Genomic DNA, 19,694 nt, shown 5'->3' with positions numbered 1-19,694 from the left:
GCGCTGCATCTCACGCCCGGATCAGGTGTGCGGAGCCCTCCGCCCGGGCACCCGTCGACGGTCGCCCCGACAAGCCGCCGTCCACGAAGATCGTGGGAGGAGGCCCTGCCCCCATGTCCGGGGGCAGCCACAGCAGGAGGAAGCCCGCACGATGACGCAGGTATGGCCCGGCAGCGCCTACCCCCTCGGGGCCACGTACGACGGCACCGGCACGAACTTCGCGATCTTCAGCGAGGTCGCCGAGAAGGTCGAGCTGTGCCTCTTCGACGACGAGGGCAACGAGGAACGCATCCGGCTGCCCGAGATGGACGGTTACGTCTGGCACGCATTCCTGCCCGGCATCCACCCGGGGCAGAAGTACGGGTTCCGCGTGCACGGACCGCACGACCCGTCGCAAGGGCTGCGCTGCAACCCGAACAAGCTGCTGCTCGACCCGTACGCCAAGGCCATCGACGGCCAGATCGACTGGGACCAGTCGGTGTTCGGCTACGACTTCGAGACCAAGGAGCGCAACGACGACGACTCCGCGGCGCACATGCCGAAGTCCGTCGTCGTCAACCCGTTCTTCGACTGGGGCGTCGACCGCCCGCCGAAGACCCCCTACAACAAGACCGTCATCTACGAGGCCCACGTCAAGGGTCTGACGATGACCAACCCGCGGATCCCCGAGGAGCTGCGCGGCACCTACGCCGGCGTCGCCCACCCGGCCACGATCGAGCACCTGACCGAGCTGGGGATCACCGCGATCGAGCTGCTCCCGGTGCACCAGTTCGTGCAGGACGACACCCTGCAGCAGAAGGGCCTGCGCAACTACTGGGGCTACAACACGATCGGCTTCTTCGCGCCGCACAACGAGTACGCGTCGAACACGACGTCGGGCCAGCAGGTGCAGGAGTTCAAGGGCATGGTGCGGGCCCTGCACGAGGCCGGCATCGAGGTCATCCTCGACGTCGTCTACAACCACACGGCCGAGGGCAACCACATGGGCCCGACGCTGTCGTTCCGCGGCATCGACAACCGCACGTACTACAAGCTCGTCGAGGGCGACGAGCAGTTCTACATGGACTACACCGGCACCGGGAACACGCTCAACGTCCGGACGCCGCAGTCGCTGCAGCTGATCATGGACTCGCTGCGGTACTGGGTCACCGAGATGCACGTCGACGGCTTCCGCTTCGACCTCGCCTCGGCTCTGGCCCGCGAGCTGCACGCCGTGGACCGGCTGGCCACCTTCTTCGACCTGGTGCACCAGGACCCGGTCGTCAGCCAGGTCAAGCTCATCGCCGAGCCGTGGGACGTCGGCGAGGGCGGCTACCAGGTCGGCAACTTCCCGGCGCTGTGGACGGAGTGGAACGGCAAGTACCGCGACACCGTCCGCGACTTCTGGCGCGGCGAGGACGCGACCGTCGGCGAGTTCGCCAGCCGGATCACCGGCTCGGCCGACCTGTACCAGCACTCGGGACGGCGCCCGGTGGCCAGCATCAACTTCGTCACCGCGCACGACGGCTTCACGCTCAACGACCTCGTCTCCTACAACGAGAAGCACAACGAGGCCAACGGCGAGGGCAACAACGACGGCGAGAGCCACAACCGGAGCTGGAACTGCGGGGTCGAGGGCGCGACCGACGACCCGGAGATCCTGCAGCTGCGCGCCCAGCAGCGGCGCAACTTCATCGCCACGATGATGCTCAGCCAGGGCGTGCCGATGCTGCTGCACGGCGACGAGCTCGGCCGGTCGCAGGGCGGCAACAACAACGGCTACTGCCAGGACTCCGAGCTGACCTGGATCGACTGGGAGAACGTCGACGAGGGGCTGCTCGAGTTCACCAAGAAGGTGACCAAGCTCCGGACCGACCACCCGACGTTCCGCCGTCGCCGCTTCTTCCACGGCCGGCCGGTCCGCCGCGGGCTGGGCGAGCCGGTGCCCGACATCGACTGGCTGACGCCCGAGGGCGAGCAGATGGGCGACGACGACTGGGACGTCGGCTACGCCAAGTCGCTAGCCGTCTACCTCAACGGGGTCGGCATCCGCGAGATGGACGAGCGCGGCGAGTACGTCCAGGACGACCACTTCTACCTGGCCTACAACGCCTCGCACGAGCCGATCGAGTTCACCCTGCCCAGCTCCGACTACTGCCAGGCGTGGACGCCGGTCCTCGACACCGCGGAGATGCACGAGGTCGAGCCGGTCGAGCTGAAGCCGGGCGAGACGGTCACCGTCCAGGGCCGCTCGATCGTCGTGCTGACGGGCCCCGCCCAGTGACCGAGCCGCGGGCGGTGCCGTCGGCCACCTACCGCCTCCAGGTGCACGCCGGCTTCCCGCTCCAGGACGCCGCCGAGGTGGCCGGCTACCTCGCCGACCTCGGGGTGAGCCACGCCTACTCCTCCCCCCTGCTGCGCTCGGCCGAGGGCAGCACGCACGGCTACGACACCGTCGACCACGGGCACATCGACGAGGCGCGCGGCGGCGAGGAGGGTCTCGACCGGTTCGTCGCCGCGCTGCACGAGCACGGCCTCGGCCTGGTGCTGGACCTGGTGCCCAACCACATGGGCGTCGACGACCCGTCGGCGGCGCGCTGGTGGTGGGACGTCCTGCAGCACGGCCGCGACTCCGAGCACGCCGCCGCCTTCGACGTCGACTGGGACTTCGGCGGCGGGAAGGTCCGCATCCCGGTGCTCGGGTCGGCGGACGACGTCGAGAAGCTCGAACTGGTGGACGGCGAGCTGCGGTACTACGACAACCGCTTCCCCATCGCGCCGGGCACCGGGGACGGGACACCGCAGGAGGTGCACGCCCGCCAGCACTACGAGCTGGTCGACTGGCGGCGCGCCGACTCCGACCTGAACTACCGGCGGTTCTTCGCGATCAACACGCTCGCCGGCCTGCGGGTCGAGGACCCGGCGGTGTTCGACGCGACGCACCGGCTGGTGCTGCAGCTGGTCCGCGACGGCGCCGTCGACGGGCTGCGGATCGACCACCCGGACGGGCTGGCCGACCCCAAGGGCTACCTGGACCGCCTCGCGGAGGCCTCCGGCGGCCGGTGGACCGTCGTCGAGAAGATCCTCGAGCCCGGCGAGGAGCTGCCCGAGGGCTGGGCGACCGCCGGCACCACCGGGTACGACGCGCTCAGCGAGGTGGACCAGGTGCTGGTCCACCCGGCCGGCGAGCCCGCGCTCACCGCGCTGGACACCGAGCTGGCCGGCAAGGCCGTCGACTACGCGCAGCTGGTGCACGACTGCAAGCGCGAGGTCACCGACGGCATGCTCGGCTCGGAGGTCGCCCGGCTGCAGCGGATCGTCGGCGACCTGCCCGGTCTGCCGGCCGACCGGGTGCGCGAGGCGCTGGCCGAGCTGCTCGCGTCCTTCCCCGTCTACCGCAGCTACCTGCCCGACGGCCGGCGGCACCTCGACGAGACGGTGGCCGCGGTCAAGGAGCGGCGGCCCGACCTCGTGCCGGCCGTGGAGGCGCTGCACCCGCTGCTCGGCCAGGCCGGCACCGAGCTGGCCACCCGGTTCGAGCAGACGTCCGGGCCGGTGATGGCCAAGGGCGTCGAGGACAGCGCCTACTACCGGTGGGCCCGGTTCGTGATGCTCAACGAGGTGGGCGGCGACCCGGCGCACTTCGGGACCTCGGTGGCCGGCTTCCACGCCGCCCAGCAGAACCGGCTGGCCGTCAAGCCGCAGGCCATGACCACGCTGTCCACGCACGACACCAAGCGCAGCGAGGACGTGCGCGCCCGGCTGGCGGTGCTGGCCGAGCTGCCGACCGAGTGGGCGAGCCTGGTGCGGTACCTGCTCTCCCGGCACCCGCTGGCCGACCGCCCGCTGGCCCACCTGGTCTGGCAGAACCTGGTCGGTGCCTGGCCGCTCTCCCGGGAGCGGGCGCACGCCTACGTCGAGAAGGCCGCCCGCGAGGCCGGGACGTCGACCACCTGGACCAACCCGGTCCAGGAGTTCGAGGAGCAGCTGCACGCGCTCGTCGACGCCGCGTACGACGACGAGGCGACGGCGGCCCGGATCACCAAGTTCGTGGCGCGGATCGAGGCGTTCGGCTGGTCGAACTCGCTGACCCAGAAGCTGCTGCAGCTGACCATGCCCGGCGTCCCGGACGTCTACCAGGGCACCGAGCTCTGGGACTTCTCGCTGGTCGACCCGGACAACCGCCGTCCGGTCGACTACGCGCGCCGCCGGGAGCTGCTGGCCCGGCTCGACGCCGGCGAGGTGCCCGCGGTCGACGAGACGGGCGCCGCCAAGCTGCTCGTCGTGTCGCGGGTGCTGCGCGCCCGCCGCGACCACCCGGAGTGGTTCGAGGGGTACGCGCCGGTGGAGGTGCGCGGCGAGGCCGCGGACCACGTCGTCGCCTTCGACCGGGGCGGCGCGGTGACCGTCGGGACGCGGCTGCCCGCGACCCTGGCCGGCACCGGCTGGGGCGACACCGCCCTGCAGCTGCCGACCGGCGCGTGGCAGGACCTGCTCACCGGCGGGCGCTTCGTCTCCGACGTCGCCGGCATCCCGGTCGACGCGCTGCTCGCGAAGCTCCCGGTCGCCCTGCTCGTCCGCGCGTAGCGACGACGGCGTGGCCGGCGGCCGCCGATAGCCTGCCCCGGTGCGAGCAGCGGTGCGCAGCCGGTACGGCCCGCCGGACGTGGTCCGGATCGAGGAGGTACCGACTCCCGAACCCGGACCGGGTGAGCTGCTCGTGCGGGTGCACGCGACCACGGTGAACCGCACCGACTGCGCGTACCGCGGCGGGACGCCCGCCGTCACGCGCCTGCTGTTCGGTTGGCCCCACCCGAGGGTCCAGGTGCTGGGCACGGAGTTCGCCGGGACGGTCGAGCGGGCGGGGAACGAGGTCACGGCGTTCTCCGCCGGGGACCGGGTGTTCGGGTACGTCGAGGGGAGCTTCGGCGCGCACGCGGAGTTCCTCACGGTCCCCCAGCACGGGTCCGTGGCCCACGTGCCGGACGACGTCGACCTGACGACCGCCGCGGCAGCCACCGAAGGCGCCCACTACGCGCTCGCGTTCGCCCGGGTTGCGAGGATCCGCGCCGGCCAGGACGTGCTGGTGCTGGGCGCCACCGGCGGGATCGGCTCGGCTGCGGTCCGGTTGCTGACCGCCGGTGGCGTGCGGGTCACCGCCGTCGCCCGAGAGCACGCCGACGTCGTGGCCGGGTTGGGCGCCGACCGCGTGATCACGGCACCGGCCGAGGGCGTCCCGGACGACGGGCAGCGCTACGACGCCGTGCTGGACGCAGTCGGCAGGAGCACCTTCGGACGGGTGCGGCGGTTGCTGGCACCGTCGGGCGTGTACGTGTCCTCCGAGCTCGGCCCTGGTGCCCAGAACATCGGCCTGGCGGCCCTCTGGCCGGTGATGCGAGGCCGGCACGTGCGGTTCCCCTTCCCGCTGCACGACCAGGCGATGATCCGGCGGATCGCCGGTCTGCTGGCCGACGGCCGCTTCCGGCCGGTGATCGACCGGCGCTACTCCCTGGACCGGATCATCGAGGCCTACGAGTACGTGGAGTCCGGCCGGAAGCTCGGCAACGTCGTCATCCAGGTCACCGACGACGAGGGTTGAGCCGCCCGCGCAGGGGCATGATCGGCGCGATCCGCCGTCCCCCTCGCGCCTGGAGGCTCACGCATGCCCGCTCCCGTCCAGTTCGCCGTCTGGGCGCCCCTGCCCGAGCGGGTGCGGCTGCAGGTCGACGGCGCCGTGCACGACATGCGCCGCGACGACGGCGGCTGGTGGCGGGCCGAGGTCGAGGCCGCACCCGAGTCCGACTACGGCTACCTGCTGGACGACAACGGGACGCCGCGGCCGGACCCGCGCAGCCGCCGCCAGCCCGAGGGCGTGCACGGGCTGTCCCGCCGGTACGAGCCCGACTCCTACGAGTGGGGCGACGGCGCCTGGACCGGCCGCCCGCTCGCCGGCGGGGTCGTCTACGAGATGCACGTCGGCACGTTCACCCCCGAGGGCACCTTCGACGCGGCCATCGGCCGGCTCGGCCACCTGGTCCGGCTGGGCGTCGACTTCGTCGAGCTGCTGCCGGTCAACGCCTTCAACGGCACGCACAACTGGGGCTACGACGGCGTCCTCTGGTACGCGGTGCAGGAGCAGTACGGCGGCCCGGCGGCCTACCAGCGGTTCGTCGACGCCTGCCACCAGCAGGGCCTCGGCGTGATCCAGGACGTCGTCTACAACCACCTCGGCCCGTCGGGGAACTACCTGCCCGAGTTCTTCCCGATCTTCGCCGAGGGCGGCGCCAACACCTGGGGCAGCTCGATCAACCTCAGCGGCCCCGACTCCGACGAGGTGCGCCGCTACATCATCGACAACGCGCTCATGTGGCTGCGCGACATGCACGTCGACGGGCTGCGGCTGGACGCCGTGCACGCGCTGGTCGACGAGCGGGCCACCCACGTGCTCGAGGAGATGGCCCAGGAGGTCGACAAGCTGTCGGTCGCGGTCGGCCGGCCGCTGACGCTGATCGCCGAGAGCGACCTGAACGACCCGCGCATGGTCACCCCGCGGGTGGCCGGCGGGCTGGGTCTCACCGCCCAGTGGAGCGACGACTTCCACCACTCGCTGCACTCGGTGCTGACCGGCGAGGGGCAGGGCTACTACGCCGACTTCGCGGAGGCGGGCCTGGGCGGGCTGGCGAAGGTGCTGACCGGTGCCTTCTTCCACGACGGCGCCTGGTCGAGCTTCCGGCGCCGGCACCACGGCCGCCCGGTGGACACCGCCACGCTGCCCGGCTGGAAGTTCCTCGGCTACCTGCAGGACCACGACCAGATCGGCAACCGCGCCGTCGGCGACCGGATCTCGGCCTCCCTCTCCCCCGGCCTGCTCGCCGTCGGGGCCACCCTGGTCCTGACCAGCCCGTTCACCCCGATGCTGTTCATGGGCGAGGAGTGGGGCGCGAGCACGCCGTGGCAGTTCTTCACCAGCCACCCCGAGCCGGAGCTGGGCAAGGCCACCGCCGAGGGCCGCATCGGCGAGTTCGCCGAGCACGGGTGGGACGCCGACGTCGTCCCCGACCCGCAGGACCCGGAGACCTTCACCCGGTCCAAGCTCGACTGGTCGGAGCTGTCGCAGGAGCCGCACGACCGGCTGCTGGCCGTGCACCGGTCCCTGCTCGCGCTGCGGCGGGCGCACCCCGACCTGGTCGACGCCGACCTGACCGCCGTGCAGGTCGACTGGGACGACGCCGACCGCTGGCTGGTCGTCCACCGCGGCAGCCTGCGCGTCGTGGTGAACCTGGCGGACCAGCCGCGGGAGATCGACCTGGACCGGCCGGCCGGCGAGGTGCTGTTCGCGACGGCGGAGCTCCCGACGCTGGACGGCGAGACGGTGACCCTGCCGGCCGAGAGCGCGGCCGTGCTGACCACCGCCTGATGCGCCGGCTGCTGCCGGGGGCCGGCGGGTCCGACGACGCGACGCTGGACGACGACGGGCTGGTCGAGGCCTACCGGCTGCCCGGGGGCCGGGCGCTGCGGGTCAACTTCGTGGCGTCCCTCGACGGGTCGATCGCCGTCGACGGGAAGAGCGCCGGGCTGGGCTCGCCGGGCGACCGGCGGGTGTTCCGGGTGCTGCGCGCGCTTGCCGACGTCGTCCTGGTCGGGCACGGCACGGCCGCCACCGAGGGCTACCGCCCGGTGCGGGCGGGCTCCCCCGTCGGCCGGCTGCGGGCGGCGCTCGACCGGCCGCCGCTGCCGATCGCGGTGGTGTCGCGGCGGGCCTCGCTCGACCCGTCGTCGGATCTGGTCACCGGCGCGGAGGTGCCGACGATCGTGGTCACCTGCGCGGCCGCCGACGCCGACCGGCGGCGGGCGCTGGCCGACGCCGGTGCCGAGGTGCTCGTCTGCGGGGACGACGACGTCGACCTGCCCGCGGCCGTGGACGCGCTGGCCGGCCGGGGGCTGGCGCAGGTGACCTGCGAGGGCGGCGCCCAGCTGCTCCGGGCCGCGCTGACCGCCGGGGTGGTCGACGAGCTGGACCTGACGATCGCCCCGGCGCTGGTCGGCGCACCGCTGCGGTTGCTCGACGCGGCGCTGCCGTCGCCGGCCGCGCTGGAGCTGGTGCAGCTGCTGGAGGAGGACGGCGTCCTCTTCACCCGCTACTCCGTCGGCGGCGGCGCGCCCGGCGCTCGGTAGCCGACCCGCGACGCGCGGCCGAGGGCCTCGAGGGTCTCCTCCACGGTGAGCAGCACCGTCGTCTCGAAGGAGCTCAGCGCACCGCCCCCGGTGATCGCCAGGGCCACCGACGCCATCGCGACGTTGTCCGGCGCCTCCCACAGGGTGAAGCCGTCCTGGGCGCCGAAGGCGTACCAGAACCCGTGCAGCCTGCCGCCGACGGACTCGATGTAGGCGGTCGCCGCACGGCGGCGGTCCTCGGGCTCGGCGATCATCATCGCCCAGGTCTCCGGGGTGTAGCTGAACCTCGTCAGGTACATGGGCATGGCCGCGCGCCTCCGGTCCTCCCCCGCGCGGACGACGCTAGGAGAACCGGCCGGTCCCCGTCGAGGGCCCCGGCTACCGGACGACGGCGACGACGCCGCGGGCGGTGCCGCCGCCGGGGCGCGTCCAGTCCACCTCGACCGACCCGCGCCCGGTGGCCGGCACGCCCGGCTCGGGGACGCGGACCAGCTCCACCACGCCGCCCTCGCCGCCGTCCCACGACCGGCCCACCGACGGGTCGGGGGTGTCGCTCTCGCTCTGGTGCTGGGCCGGCACGGTCCCGGTGACGAACGCGAGCAGCTGCGCCATCGCCACCGGATCGTGCTCCGTGTCGTAGATCCACCGGGTGCCCAGCACGCCGTGCTCGGAGGTGCCGATGAGGCCCGCCGCCGCCTCCTCCAGCGGCGCGCCGCGGTAGGTCATGGGGACGAAGTAGGCGGTGCCGTCCCCCGCCGCGTCGGTGACCACCATCAGCTCGATCCCCACCTCGCCGGCCGGGTCGTCGAGCCGGAAGCCACCGGCCCGGGACAGCCGCGGCGCCGTCGTCCCCTCCCGGTACCAGGGCTGCGACGGCAGCCAGCCGGTGAGCAGCTCGAGCTTGGTGGGCGCCAGCGTCGTGCGGTGGATCGTGGCCATACCGGCACCCTGCCACGGTCCGTGCTGGTTGACTGCCCCGCATGGACCTGCCCGTTTCCCCGCCGGTCAAGCCCATGCTGGCCAAGGCCGCGACGAAGCTGCCCACCGCCGAGGGCCTGTTCTACGAGCCGAAGTGGGACGGCTTCCGCTGCGTCGTCTTCCGCGACGGCGACGAGGTCGAGCTGGGCAGCCGCAACGAGCGCCCGCTCACCCGGTACTTCCCCGAGGTCGTCGAGGCGGTCAAGGCGCAGCTGCCCGAGCGGTGCGTGGTCGACGGCGAGATCGTCGTCCCTGCCGGCGACCGGCTGCACTTCGAGGCGCTGCTGCAGCGCATCCACCCGGCCGAGTCACGGGTGCGGTTGCTGGCCGAGCAGACGCCGGCGTCGTTCGTCGCGTTCGACCTGCTGGCCATCGGCGACGAGTCGCTGCTCGAGACGCCGTTCGCCGACCGCCGGTCCCGCCTGGAGCGGGAGCTGACCGGCATCCGCCCGCCGGTGTACCTCACCGGGATCACCCGCGATCCGGCGACGGCGCAGCGCTGGTTCGACACCTTCGAGGGCGCCGGGCTGGACGGCGTCGTCGCCAAGGACCCGGCCCTCCCCTACGGCCCCGACCAGCGGCTGATGACCAAGGTCAAGCACGTGCGGACGGCGGACTGCGTGGTCGCCGGTTTCCGCTGGCACAAGAGCGGGCCGATCGTCGGGTCGCTGCTGCTGGGCCTCTACGACCAGGGGCAGCTCCAGCACATCGGCGTCGCCGCGTCCTTCCCGATGGCCCGCCGGGCCGAGCTGGTCGAGGAGCTGGCGCCGTACCGCGCGGAGGCGCTGGACGGGCACCCGTGGCAGGACTGGGCCAACGCCCAGGTGCAGGAGAACGGCGAGAACCGCATGCCGGGCGCGGTCAGCCGGTGGAACGCGAAGAAGGACCTCTCCTGGGTGCCGCTGCGTCCCGAACTGGTCGTGGAGATCAAGTACGACCAGCTGGAGGGCCGTCGACTTCGTCACACCGGCCAGTTCCTCCGGTGGCGGCCCGACAAGGACCCCCGCGACTGCACGTACGACCAGCTCGACGTGCCGGTCCGGTACGACCTGAACGAGGTCCTGGAGACGCCGTAGGGACCCGATCGGGCGCACCGCGCGCCTGCACGGGTGGCGTCGGGCTCCTAGTCTCGTGATCATGCGTCTGCACTCCGGCCGGCGGGCCGTGCCCGCGACCCTCGCGGCCCTCCTCAGCGTGCTGGCCCTCGTCCTGAGCGGCTGCACGTCGTTCGGGGACGGCTCCGACGAGGAGGCCGCCGCCACCGCCTCGGCCCCTCCGGCCGAGGCCGAGGCGGAGCCGGTCGAGTGGACCGACTGCGACGCCGACATCTCGCGGCTGATCGAGGGCCGTCCCGGCAGCGAGCGCGACCTGCGCTTCGAGTGCGGCCGGACGACGGTGCCGATCAGCTACGACGACCCCACCGGTGACCGCCTGCCGCTGTTCCTGGTGCGCGCCGTCTCCGCCGCCCAGGCCGACCGGATCGGCTCGCTGCTGGTCAACCCTGGTGGTCCCGGCGCCTCGGGCGCCGACGCCGCCATCGGCATGGCGCTGACCCTGCCCGACTCGGTCCTGTCCCGCTTCGACCTCGTCGGCTTCGACCCCCGCGGGGTCGGCTCCTCGCAGCGGGTCGAGTGCATCCCCGACGAGCTGAAGGACCGCGTCGTCGCCGCGGAGCCCCGGCCCACCAGCGACGAGCAGATCGACGACTCGTTCGCCCTGACCCAGGACATCGCGCAGGAGTGCGCCGACGAGTACGGCTCCCCCGCCGCCCTCGGTGTCTTCAACACCGTCGACACCGCACGGGACATGGACCTGCTGCGCGAGTCGCTCGGCGACGAGCAGCTGACCTACCTCGGCTACTCCTACGGCACCACGCTGGGTTCGACGTACGCCGAGCTGTTCCCCGAGAAGGTCCGCGCGCTCGTCCTGGACGCCGCCGTCGACCCCGACACCGACCCGCGCGAGGCCGCCGAGGCGGGTGCCGCCGCCCTGGAGCGGGGCTTCGACGCCTTCGCGGCGAACTGCACGGCGCTCATCGCCGGCTGCCCGGTGGGTGACAACCCGCGGCAGTTCGTCGAGGACCTGCTGAACCAGGCCGGGCAGACGCCGATCCCCAGCTCGGAGGAGGGCGAGGCCCGGCAGGCCACCCCGGGCGTGGTGCACATGGCGATCACCGCCGCGATGTACGACAGCCGCGCGTGGCCGCAGCTGGCCCAGTCGCTGGCGCGGGCGCGCGACGGCGACTCCGCCGGCCTGTTCACGCTGGCCGATAGCTACTCCGGCCGCCTCGCCGACGGCGGCTACTCGAACCTGATGGACGCCAACCTGGCCATCAGCTGCGCGGACACCGAGCAGACCTTCGAGGCGGCGGAGGTGCGCGAGCTGACCAAGCAGTGGAACGCCACCTACCCGCTGTTCGGGGCCAGTGCGGCGCTGGCCCTCTACAACTGCACGCCGTGGGAGGCCGAGCGCACCCCGTTGCCGGAGCGCGACGCCGAGGGCAGCGCGCCGATCCTGGTCGTCGGCAGCGAGGGCGACCCGGTCACCCCGCTGCCCGGCGCCGTCGACCTGGCCGAGGACCTCACCGCCGGCGTGCTGCTCACCTGGCAGGGGCAGGGCCACACCTCCTACCCGAAGACCCCCTGCGTGACCGACACGGTCAACGCCTACCTCATCGATCTGGTGGCACCGGTGGACGGGCTGACCTGCCCTGCGTGAGACTCGGCGGTCCTGACCCGACCGATCGGAGCGCGACAGCGATGCCGAGCAGCAAGGACGCCGTCGTCCTGCAGATCGACGGCCACGAGGTGCGCGTCTCCAACCCGGAGAAGCCGTACTTCGCCGAGAAGGGCATCCGCAAGATCGACGTCGTCGAGTACTTCGTGGCCGTCGGTGAGGGGATCCTGTTCGCCCTGAAGGACCGGCCGACGACGCTGGAGCGCTGGCCCGGCGGGGTGTTCGAGGGGGCGCGGATCTCCACCCGCGTGGACAACACCGGCGACGCGTTCTACCAGAAGCGGGTGCCCAAGAACGCCCCCGACTGGGTGCCGACGGCGCACATCACCTTCCCCAGCGGGCGGACCGCGGACGAGATCGCGCCCGACTCGGTGGCGGTCGTCGCGTGGTGCGCCAACCTGGGCACGCTGACCTTCCACCCGTGGCCGGTGGACAAGGCCGACGTCGAGCAGCCCAACCAGATCCGCATCGACCTCGACCCGCAGCCCGGCACCGACTTCGCCGACGCGGTGTGGGTGGCCCCGCACGTGCGGGAGCTGCTGCACGAGTTCGGCATGGAGGGCTGGCCGAAGACCTCCGGCGGCCGCGGGGTGCACATCTACGTCCCCATCCAGCCCCGCTGGACCTTCACCGACGTCCGCCGGGCGGTGATCGCCTTCGGCCGTGAGCTCGAACGACGCCTCCCCGACCGCGTGACGATGTCGTGGTGGAAGGAGGAGCGCGGCGAGAAGATCTTCATCGACTACAACCAGATGGCCCGGGACCGCACGATCGCCTCGGCCTACTCCATCCGGCCCAAGCCGCACGCGCCGGTCTCCGCGCCGGTCGACTGGGACGAGCTGCCCGACGTCTCGCCGTTCGACTTCGACGTCCTCACCATGCCGGCCCGGTTCGCGGCCGTCGGCGACAAGCACGCCGGCCTGGCCGACCACGCCTTCGGCATCGAGCCGCTGCTCGAGCTGGCCGAGCGCCAGGCGGCGGACGACGGCCTCGGCGACCTGCCCTATCCGCCGGACTACCCGAAGATGCCGGGCGAGCCGATGCGGGTGCAACCGAGCCGTGCCAAGCGTCCTACCAGCGAAGATACCGGCGACTGACGCGTCAGGGCACGTAGCGCACCGCTCGTTCGCCCGATAACCTCCCGGCATGGCGGTGCGGCTGGAAGACCTTCTTGCGTCCTTTCGTCGACACCTGCGCGCGGCCAGTAAGGCACCGCGGACGATCGAGCTGTACAGCCAGAGCGTCAACTACTTCAGCCGTTGGCTGGCCGCGCACGACCGGCCGGAGACCCTCGACGAGCTGACGCGGCACGCGATCAGCGCCTGGCTGGCCGAGCTCGCCGAGACCTGTCAGCCCAGCACCGTGGCCACCCGGCTGCGGGGCATGCGCCGCTTCTGCCGGTGGCTCGTCGTCGAGGGAGAGGTGGACAAGGCGCCCACCGAGGGCATCGAGATCGCCACCGCCCCGGACAAGCCCGTGCCGATCCTCACCGACGCTGACATCACGGCCCTGCTCAAGACCTGCGCCGTCGGCCGGGGTCGTCCCGGGACGTTCGCTCGCCCAATCTTCTTCGGCCGACGTGACGAGGTGATCCTGCGGTTGCTGCTGGACACCGGCGTCCGGGTGTCCGAACTGTGCGGGCTGACCCTCGAGGACGTCGACCTGGACCGCGAGGTCGCCTATGTCATGGGGAAGGGCTCGCGGCCGCGCGCGGTGCCGTTCGGCGCCAGGACGGGCCAGGCGATCGACCGCTATCTGCGGGTGCGCGCGCTGCATGCGCGGGCGAGCTCACCGAAGCTGCTACTCGGGTTGCGCGGGCCCATGACCGTCGACGGGGTCCGCGAGGTGCTCGAGGTGCGCAGCCGGCAGGCAGGCGTCGAGGGGGTGCATCCACACCGGTTCCGGCACACCTTCGCCCACCGCTGGCTCGTCGGCGGCGGGCAGGAGCGGGACCTGATGATGCTGGCCGGGTGGCGCAGCGACGAGATGCTGTCCCGCTATGCCGCCTCGACCGCCGTCGAGCGCGCGCACAGTGCGCACCGCCGACTGGCGCTGGGCGACCAGCTCTAGTGACGCCGGCCGCGTCCGGCAGCTGTCCGGCGGGCCTGCGCCGACGCCCGGGCCAGACGCAGCATGTGCGCGGTCATGAGGGCATGGCCCCGGCGAGCACGCTCCGCGGCGTCGAGGACGCCGTCGGGGTCGGCCTCCCGCTCGAACCGTGCCCGCAGTCCGCGCCGGGCCGGCTCGGTCGCCGCCGCTCGGTCAGACGTCCGTGCCCACCGCTCGGCGGCCGCGATGCGGGCGATTACGGCACGGTCCCGTGCCCGGCTGTCGCCGGATGCCGGGTTCGGCTCAAGGGCAGGCTCGCTCATGGCTCCTCCGGAGAGCTGCGCCCGCCGCCTCGGCAGGCGACGGGTCACTTCTAGAAGGCGCCGAATTGGGCGGCTTGGTGACAGCCGCGGTAGAACCGCCGATCAGCCAACACTGAAAGTCCGGGGGTGACGCTGCTCGGACAAGCGATGCGTACGGGTGACATCGTCCGTTCGTGAAGGTGCGTCGCGGGGTGAGCGGTGACACCACTGCAGGCTCCCGGGGGGACGCCAACGGTCCCCGTAGCGAGCGAGCACTTCGCTTGTGAGAGTTGGGCGCCGACGTCGGGCTGAGTTGCCACCCTGTTGCTGCTCGGATCAATCATCCATCGATTTGATCTTGGACCGTTGAGCTGTGTTGGACAGCGCTGAACACCAGGTCAGAGTCAAGGTGGAGCGTTGGCTGTGACGGCTCGCGGAGCGGATCGCGAGAGTATTGGGTGCCTGAAGAGTGCCTCCGCGCCCGTCTCAGCAACGTTCACCGCTCACGACCTTTCAGCGGCGGGGCTGCAGGGCCGCACGGGCGACCTGGCTGGCGTGGTCCGGGTCACCGCGGAATCGCATGGCCGATACCCCCGGGGGTATGTACGGTGAAGCCGTGGACATCCCCCAGGGCGAACTCGCCGACGTCGTCAAGCGGCTCAAGCGCATCGAAGGCCAGATCGGCGGCATCGTCCGCATGATCGAGGACGGGCGGGACTGCTCGGCCGTCGTCACCCAACTTGCCGCCGCATCCAAGGCTCTGAGCAAGGCCGGCTTCGCCGTCGTCTCGACCGGGATGCGCTACTGCTCGACCAACGAGGACGGCGAGACCCGCGAGGTCGACCTGCGCGAGCTCGAGCGCCTGCTCCTCTCCCTCGCCTGACCGTCACCCCTTGAAGCTCCCATGAACCCGCAGATCCCCCAGCTCACCCCTGCCCAGGCCGCCGACCGCACCGAGGCCGTCGTCCTCGACGTCCGCGAAGCCGCCGAACTCACCGAAGGACGGATCGCCGGCAGCACCCACATCCCGCTGGGCCAGCTGTCCGCGCGCGCCTTCGAGCTCGACCGCGCCCGTCCGGTCATCACCGTGTGCCGCAGTGGCGGGCGCAGCTCGCAAGCCGCACAGTTTCTCGCCGGACAGGGCTACGACGTGGCCAACCTCGACGGCGGCATGACTCAGTGGATCGCCGAAGGTCGTCCGACCGTCTGACAACGCTCAGCATTTGCTTGATTGATACCCCTGCCCCGTACCGTACTAAGGAGCTTCCGTGCAGATCGACATCATCGAGACCACCGGACTCGGCGACCGCAGCTACCTGGTCAGCGACAGCGGGGTGGGCGTCGTCGTCGATCCCCAGCGCGACATCGACCGGGTGCTGGCCCTCGCCGAGAAGCGGGCCGTGCGCATCGCGCTGGTCCTGGAGACCCACCTGCACAACGACTACCTGACCGGCGGGCTCGAACTCTCCGGCCAGGTGGGCGCCGACTACGTCGTCCCCGCCGGTGACTCCGTCGCCTACAAGCGGGTGCCGGCCGCCGACGGCGACGTGCTCGAAGCGGGCCCCATGCGCCTCCGGGTCCTGCACACCCCGGGGCACACCCACCACCACGTCAGCTACGTGCTCACCGACGCCGACGCCGGCGGCGACGTGCAGGCGGTGTTCACCGGGGGCTCCATGCTCTACGGCTCGACCGGCCGCACGGACCTGGTCGGTCCCGAGCACACCGACGAGCTCACCCACGCCCAGTACCACTCGGTGCGCCGACTGGCCGACGAGCTGCCGGCCGGCACCCCGGTGTTCCCCACCCACGGCTTCGGCTCGTTCTGCTCGGCCACCCCGACCAGCGGCGACTCCTCCACGGTCGGCGAGCAGGTGACGGTGAACCCGGCGCTGACGCAGGACGAGCGCTCCTTCGTCAACGAGCTGATCGCCGGCCTCACCGCGATCCCGGCCTGGTACGGGCGCATGAGCCCGGGCAACGCCGCAGGCCCGGCGCCGGTGGATCTGTCGATGCCGCGGCTGGTCGACCCCGAGGAGCTGGCCGGCCGGCTGGCGGCCGGCGAGTGGGTCATCGACCTGCGCACCCGCACCGCCTTCGCCGCCGGACACCTGCCCGGGGCGCTGAACTTCGAGCTGGCCATCGCCAACTTCGTCACCTACGTCGGCTGGCTCATCCCGTGGGGCGCCCCGATCACCCTGATCGGGGAGAACGAGGAGCAGGTGGCTGACGCCCGCCGCGAGCTGGTCCGCATCGGCATCGACCGGCTCGCCGGTGCCGCGGTCGGCAGCCCCGATCAGCTGTCCACCGGCCAGGAGCTGGCCGCCTACCCGGTCAGCGACTTCGCCGGACTCGCCGCGGCGATGGACACCGACCCCGACCTCGTCGTCCTCGACGCCCGCCGCGACGACGAGCGCGCCGGAGGCGGGGTGCAGGGCTCGCTGCACATCCCGATCCACGACCTGCCCGGCCGCCTCGACGAGGTTCCCGACGGCGACGTCTGGGTGTACTGCGGCTCGGGCTACCGCGCCTCCATCGCCGCCTCGATGCTCGCCCGCGCCGGTGGCCGGCCCGTGCTGGTCAACGGCGGCTACGGCGATCCCGACACCGGTGCGGCCGCCGCCGGCCTGCACACCGACTCCGTCTCCCGCTGACCTGCCGGCCGTCCCACCGACTACGAGGAGACCAACCGTGTGTCGAGCAGTTCCCTGCAAGACCTGCGGCAAGACGACGTGGGCCGGATGCGGCCAGCACATCGACCAGGTCATGGCCCGCATCCCCAGCGCACAGCGCTGCCCCGGCCACCCCCGCCCCGAGCGGTCCGGAAGCTGGCTGAGCAAGCTCTTCGGCCGCCGCTGATGTCAACCACCACCGCGGCAGCAGCAGCCCGATGATCGCCCTCGCGATCGCCATCGGCCTCGTCATCGGCGCTCTCGTCGGGCTGCTGGGCGGAGGTGGCTCGATCCTCGCGGTGCCGGCGCTGGTCTACCTCGCGGGCCAGGACCTGCAGCAGGCGGTCGCCACCTCGCTCCTGGTGGTCGGCATCACCGCGGTCGTGGCGGTGCTCCCCCGGCTGCGAGAACGGCAGATCAGCTGGCGGATCGGGCTGCTGTTCGGCGTGGCGGGAGCGGCCACCGCGTTCGCCGGGGCTGCGGTCAACCGAGTGCTGCCCGACGAGCTGACCCTGGCCCTGTTCGCGGTGGTGATGGTCGGCGCCGGGATCCGAATGCTGCAGGAGAAGCCTGCAACCGGCACCGCGTGCGCTGTGGACGGCGGCGGGGTGAACTGGCGCCGCTGCCTGCCACGCACGCTGGCCGGCGGACTCGTGGTCGGCTTCCTCACCGGCCTGCTCGGTGTGGGTGGTGGCTTCCTGATCATCCCGGTACTCGTGCTGGCCCTGGGCCTGCCGATGCCCACCGCCATCGGCACATCCCTGGTCATCGTCGCCGTCAACTCCGCCGCCGGCTTCGCCGCGCACGCCGGAGAGGCAACTCTCGACGTACCGGTCACTCTGACCTTCACCGGCGCGGCCGTCGTGGCTGCCCTGGTGACCGGACGGGTCGGCGCACGCATCCCTACGGACCGACTGCGCCGCTGGTTCGCCTGGTTGGTACTCACCGTCGCCGGTCTCATCGCAACCCAGCTGACCGTCGACCTGTTCGCTTGACCCTCCCGGACGACCGCACCCTCACGCTCCCGCCGGCCGTCATCGCCTGCTCCCCGCGAGCAACACCAGCGGTGCGAAGCCGTCGCAGCCCGACTCGACGACCGCTGCCCTTCCCCCCGGATCGCAGACCACCTCGGGTGCGGCCACGCCAGCCCAACGACCGGCTCACCGTGACCGCAGTTTCGTGGCGGATCTGGTCGAGCACCGCCTCGTTCGGATTCTTGGCGGGGTGTCACCAAAGAGCTCGAAATAGCGCCTTCTCCTGGTGAGCGCGACTACTCACGAGCGGGAGCAGGGATGTGCGGCCAGCGGGGACGTCGGACGACGGCAGCCCGTGCGCCGGCAACCTCCCACGTGCCTGCTGCTTACCGCGGCGAACTGCAGGACCTCGTCGACTGCTACGGCGGCGACACCCACCGGCTGCTCACAGACCTCGCCGACGTCCTGGGCGCCAGCATCGCCTACGTCGACCGGCCCACCGTCGAGGCCCACCTCGAGCGGCCCCTGTCCGACCGGGAGTGGGCCGACACCGCCCAGCAGTTCACGGCCATGTCCTTCGACGACCACGTCGGAGATGCCGACAGCCTCCGCACAGACTGGATCGAGGACATCCTTGCCAGAGCCGGCGTGCCCGGTCGCGGCCACATCGACGTCCGACAGCCCATCGCCGCCTCCGGCCAGGGCACGTCGTGAGCGCCACCCGCACCTGCCCGGCCTGCGGCTACACCGGCAGGTACGCCAGCGACGCCCTCGCCGACGTCCACCACCCGCGCCATTCCTGCGCCAAGCATCGGCAGGCCATCGAGCGGGCACGTCGCCGTGTCCGCCTTGCTCAGGGTCGGGTGAGGCGGGACTGCACTCATCCGCGTGCTCGGCACGTGCACGGAACCCGCGTCGCCTACGTGAAGGACCGCTGCCGATGCACCGACTGCACTGCCGCCAACACCGCGACCGGCCGTGCCGTGCACCGTGCGCAGACCTTCGGCCGATGGCGGCCGTTCGTCGACGCCGCCCCGGTGCGGAAGCACATCCGTGAGCTACGCGCCGCCGGCATCGGCGTCGAACAGATCGCCGTGCTCGCCGGCATCTCCACCAGCCACGTCCGCGAGCTGGCCGCCCCCGAACGCCACGGCAACCCAGGCATCCGGCGGGTCCGGCCCGAGACAGCCCAGCGGCTCTTGCGCATCGGGATCGACCAGGCCAACCGGGCGCCGCGCAGTCACGTCGAGGCCACGGGCACTCGTCGCCGGCTGCAGGCCCTGATCGCCGTCGGATGGCCCCACGACGAGCTGGCCGCCAGGCTCGGTCGAGGCTCGGCCAGCCTCCGACGCAGCATGCTCAGCGACTCCGTCACCTCGCAGACCGCGCAGGACGTCAGTGCCCTCTACGACAAGCTGTGGGGCCTGCGCCCACCGTTGTCCACTGACGAGCAGCGCGCCGCCGCAGACGCCGCCCGGGCCTTCGCCGCGGAACGCGGCTGGCTGCCGCCGCTGGCCTGGGACGACATCGACACCGACCCCGAGCCCCAGCACATTGAGCACGCAGTGACGATCGAGGACATCGACGAGATCGCCGTCGAGCGTGCTCTCGCCGGCGACGGCGTCCGCCTCGAACACCTCACCGTTGCTGAGCAGGACGAAGTCGTCCGGCGCCTCACCGAACGCGGCAAGTCCATCCGTGACATCGCCCAACAGCTCGCCACGACCAAGCGCACGGTCTCCCGCCGGCGCGCGTCCATCAACGCCGCATGAACGCCGCGCTGCCGCGCATCGGTATCCGGACTGGCTATGTCGTCTGGGCCTGTTCGA

The 19,694-nt window shown here is 72.2% G+C and carries 18 protein-coding genes; 16 read left to right on the top strand and 2 right to left on the bottom strand.

Features of this window, described 5'->3' with window-relative positions:
- Nucleotides 1–151 precede the first annotated feature (151 nt).
- From glgX to DQ241_RS06505, 5 genes are all read left to right on the top strand, one after another.
- Nucleotides 152–2,263 carry a glycogen debranching protein GlgX gene (gene glgX, locus DQ241_RS06525; protein WP_113829334.1) on the top strand — a complete coding sequence of 704 codons (2,112 nt, stop codon included), beginning with the start codon at nt 152–154 and terminating at the stop codon, nt 2,261–2,263.
- The gene (gene treY / locus DQ241_RS06520; protein WP_113829333.1) at nt 2,260–4,566 is read left to right on the top strand and encodes a malto-oligosyltrehalose synthase; all 2,307 of its coding nucleotides are present in this window, start codon (nt 2,260–2,262) and stop codon (nt 4,564–4,566) included. The genes glgX and treY overlap by 4 nt, the downstream gene beginning before the upstream one ends.
- Before the next feature lie 40 nt (nt 4,567–4,606).
- Nucleotides 4,607–5,578, top strand: a complete 972-nt coding sequence (locus DQ241_RS06515) for an NAD(P)-dependent alcohol dehydrogenase (RefSeq protein ID WP_199584136.1) — start codon at nt 4,607–4,609, stop codon at nt 5,576–5,578.
- Between the two features lie 63 nt (nt 5,579–5,641).
- Nucleotides 5,642–7,396: a malto-oligosyltrehalose trehalohydrolase gene (treZ, locus tag DQ241_RS06510; RefSeq protein ID WP_113829331.1), complete on the top strand. Its 1,755-nt coding sequence runs from the start codon at nt 5,642–5,644 to the stop codon at nt 7,394–7,396.
- Nucleotides 7,396–8,154, top strand: a complete 759-nt coding sequence (locus DQ241_RS06505) for a dihydrofolate reductase family protein (RefSeq protein WP_113829330.1) — start codon at nt 7,396–7,398, stop codon at nt 8,152–8,154. The genes treZ and DQ241_RS06505 overlap by 1 nt, the downstream gene beginning before the upstream one ends.
- Here the strand turns inward: DQ241_RS06505 and DQ241_RS06500 are convergent.
- Both DQ241_RS06500 and DQ241_RS06495 read right to left on the bottom strand, forming a co-directional pair.
- Entirely contained in the window at nt 8,118–8,459 is a 342-nt protein-coding gene (locus DQ241_RS06500; RefSeq protein ID WP_113829329.1) for a GYD domain-containing protein, read from the bottom strand. The two genes, DQ241_RS06505 and DQ241_RS06500, sit on opposite strands and share 37 nt — an antisense overlap.
- 73 nt (nt 8,460–8,532) lie before the next feature.
- Nucleotides 8,533–9,093, bottom strand: a complete 561-nt coding sequence (locus tag DQ241_RS06495; RefSeq protein ID WP_113829328.1) for a 1,4-alpha-glucan branching protein — start codon at nt 9,091–9,093, stop codon at nt 8,533–8,535.
- A 41-nt stretch (nt 9,094–9,134) separates the two neighbouring features.
- Here DQ241_RS06495 and DQ241_RS06490 point away from each other — a divergent pair, with 41 nt between their 5' ends.
- From DQ241_RS06490 to DQ241_RS06440, 11 genes are all read left to right on the top strand, one after another.
- Nucleotides 9,135–10,208, top strand: a complete 1,074-nt coding sequence (locus DQ241_RS06490; protein WP_113829327.1) for an ATP-dependent DNA ligase — start codon at nt 9,135–9,137, stop codon at nt 10,206–10,208.
- A 61-nt stretch (nt 10,209–10,269) separates the two neighbouring features.
- The gene (locus DQ241_RS06485) at nt 10,270–11,850 is read left to right on the top strand and encodes an alpha/beta hydrolase (protein ID WP_113829471.1); all 1,581 of its coding nucleotides are present in this window, start codon (nt 10,270–10,272) and stop codon (nt 11,848–11,850) included.
- A gap of 41 nt (nt 11,851–11,891) precedes the next feature.
- Nucleotides 11,892–12,965, top strand: a complete 1,074-nt coding sequence (locus tag DQ241_RS06480) for a DNA polymerase domain-containing protein (RefSeq protein ID WP_113829326.1) — start codon at nt 11,892–11,894, stop codon at nt 12,963–12,965.
- 49 nt (nt 12,966–13,014) lie between these two features.
- Nucleotides 13,015–13,938, top strand: coding sequence for a tyrosine-type recombinase/integrase (locus tag DQ241_RS06475; protein ID WP_113829325.1), 924 nt, complete (start codon nt 13,015–13,017; stop codon nt 13,936–13,938).
- An 897-nt stretch (nt 13,939–14,835) separates the two neighbouring features.
- Nucleotides 14,836–15,102 (top strand): metal-sensing transcriptional repressor, encoded by a 267-nt coding sequence (locus DQ241_RS06465; protein ID WP_233492260.1) that lies wholly within the window; start codon nt 14,836–14,838, stop codon nt 15,100–15,102.
- Nucleotides 15,103–15,123: 21 nt separating this feature from the next.
- Nucleotides 15,124–15,429: a rhodanese-like domain-containing protein gene (locus DQ241_RS06460; protein WP_113829322.1), complete on the top strand. Its 306-nt coding sequence runs from the start codon at nt 15,124–15,126 to the stop codon at nt 15,427–15,429.
- A 58-nt stretch (nt 15,430–15,487) separates the two neighbouring features.
- Nucleotides 15,488–16,873 carry a rhodanese-like domain-containing protein gene (locus DQ241_RS06455; RefSeq protein ID WP_113829321.1) on the top strand — a complete coding sequence of 462 codons (1,386 nt, stop codon included), beginning with the start codon at nt 15,488–15,490 and terminating at the stop codon, nt 16,871–16,873.
- A gap of 37 nt (nt 16,874–16,910) precedes the next feature.
- Complete coding sequence (locus DQ241_RS20835; RefSeq protein ID WP_199584135.1) at nt 16,911–17,078, top strand: hypothetical protein; 168 nt, start codon at nt 16,911–16,913, stop codon at nt 17,076–17,078.
- Nucleotides 17,079–17,109: 31 nt separating this feature from the next.
- Entirely contained in the window at nt 17,110–17,886 is a 777-nt protein-coding gene (locus DQ241_RS06450; protein ID WP_113829320.1) for a sulfite exporter TauE/SafE family protein, read from the top strand.
- 354 nt (nt 17,887–18,240) lie between these two features.
- Nucleotides 18,241–18,579 (top strand): hypothetical protein, encoded by a 339-nt coding sequence (locus DQ241_RS06445; protein WP_113829319.1) that lies wholly within the window; start codon nt 18,241–18,243, stop codon nt 18,577–18,579.
- On the top strand, nt 18,576–19,637 hold the full coding sequence (locus DQ241_RS06440) for a helix-turn-helix domain containing protein (RefSeq protein ID WP_113829318.1): 1,062 nt from the start codon (nt 18,576–18,578) through the stop codon (nt 19,635–19,637). Before DQ241_RS06445 ends, DQ241_RS06440 begins: the two co-directional genes overlap by 4 nt.
- The last annotated feature ends 57 nt before the right edge of the window (nt 19,638–19,694 follow it).

The sequence above is a fragment of the Blastococcus sp. TF02A-30 genome (genome assembly GCF_003319185.1).
Classification (GTDB): domain Bacteria; phylum Actinomycetota; class Actinomycetes; order Mycobacteriales; family Geodermatophilaceae; genus Blastococcus.
The sequence above is the reverse complement of the archived record's forward strand: the minus strand, read 5'-3'. Positions and strand labels throughout refer to the sequence as shown.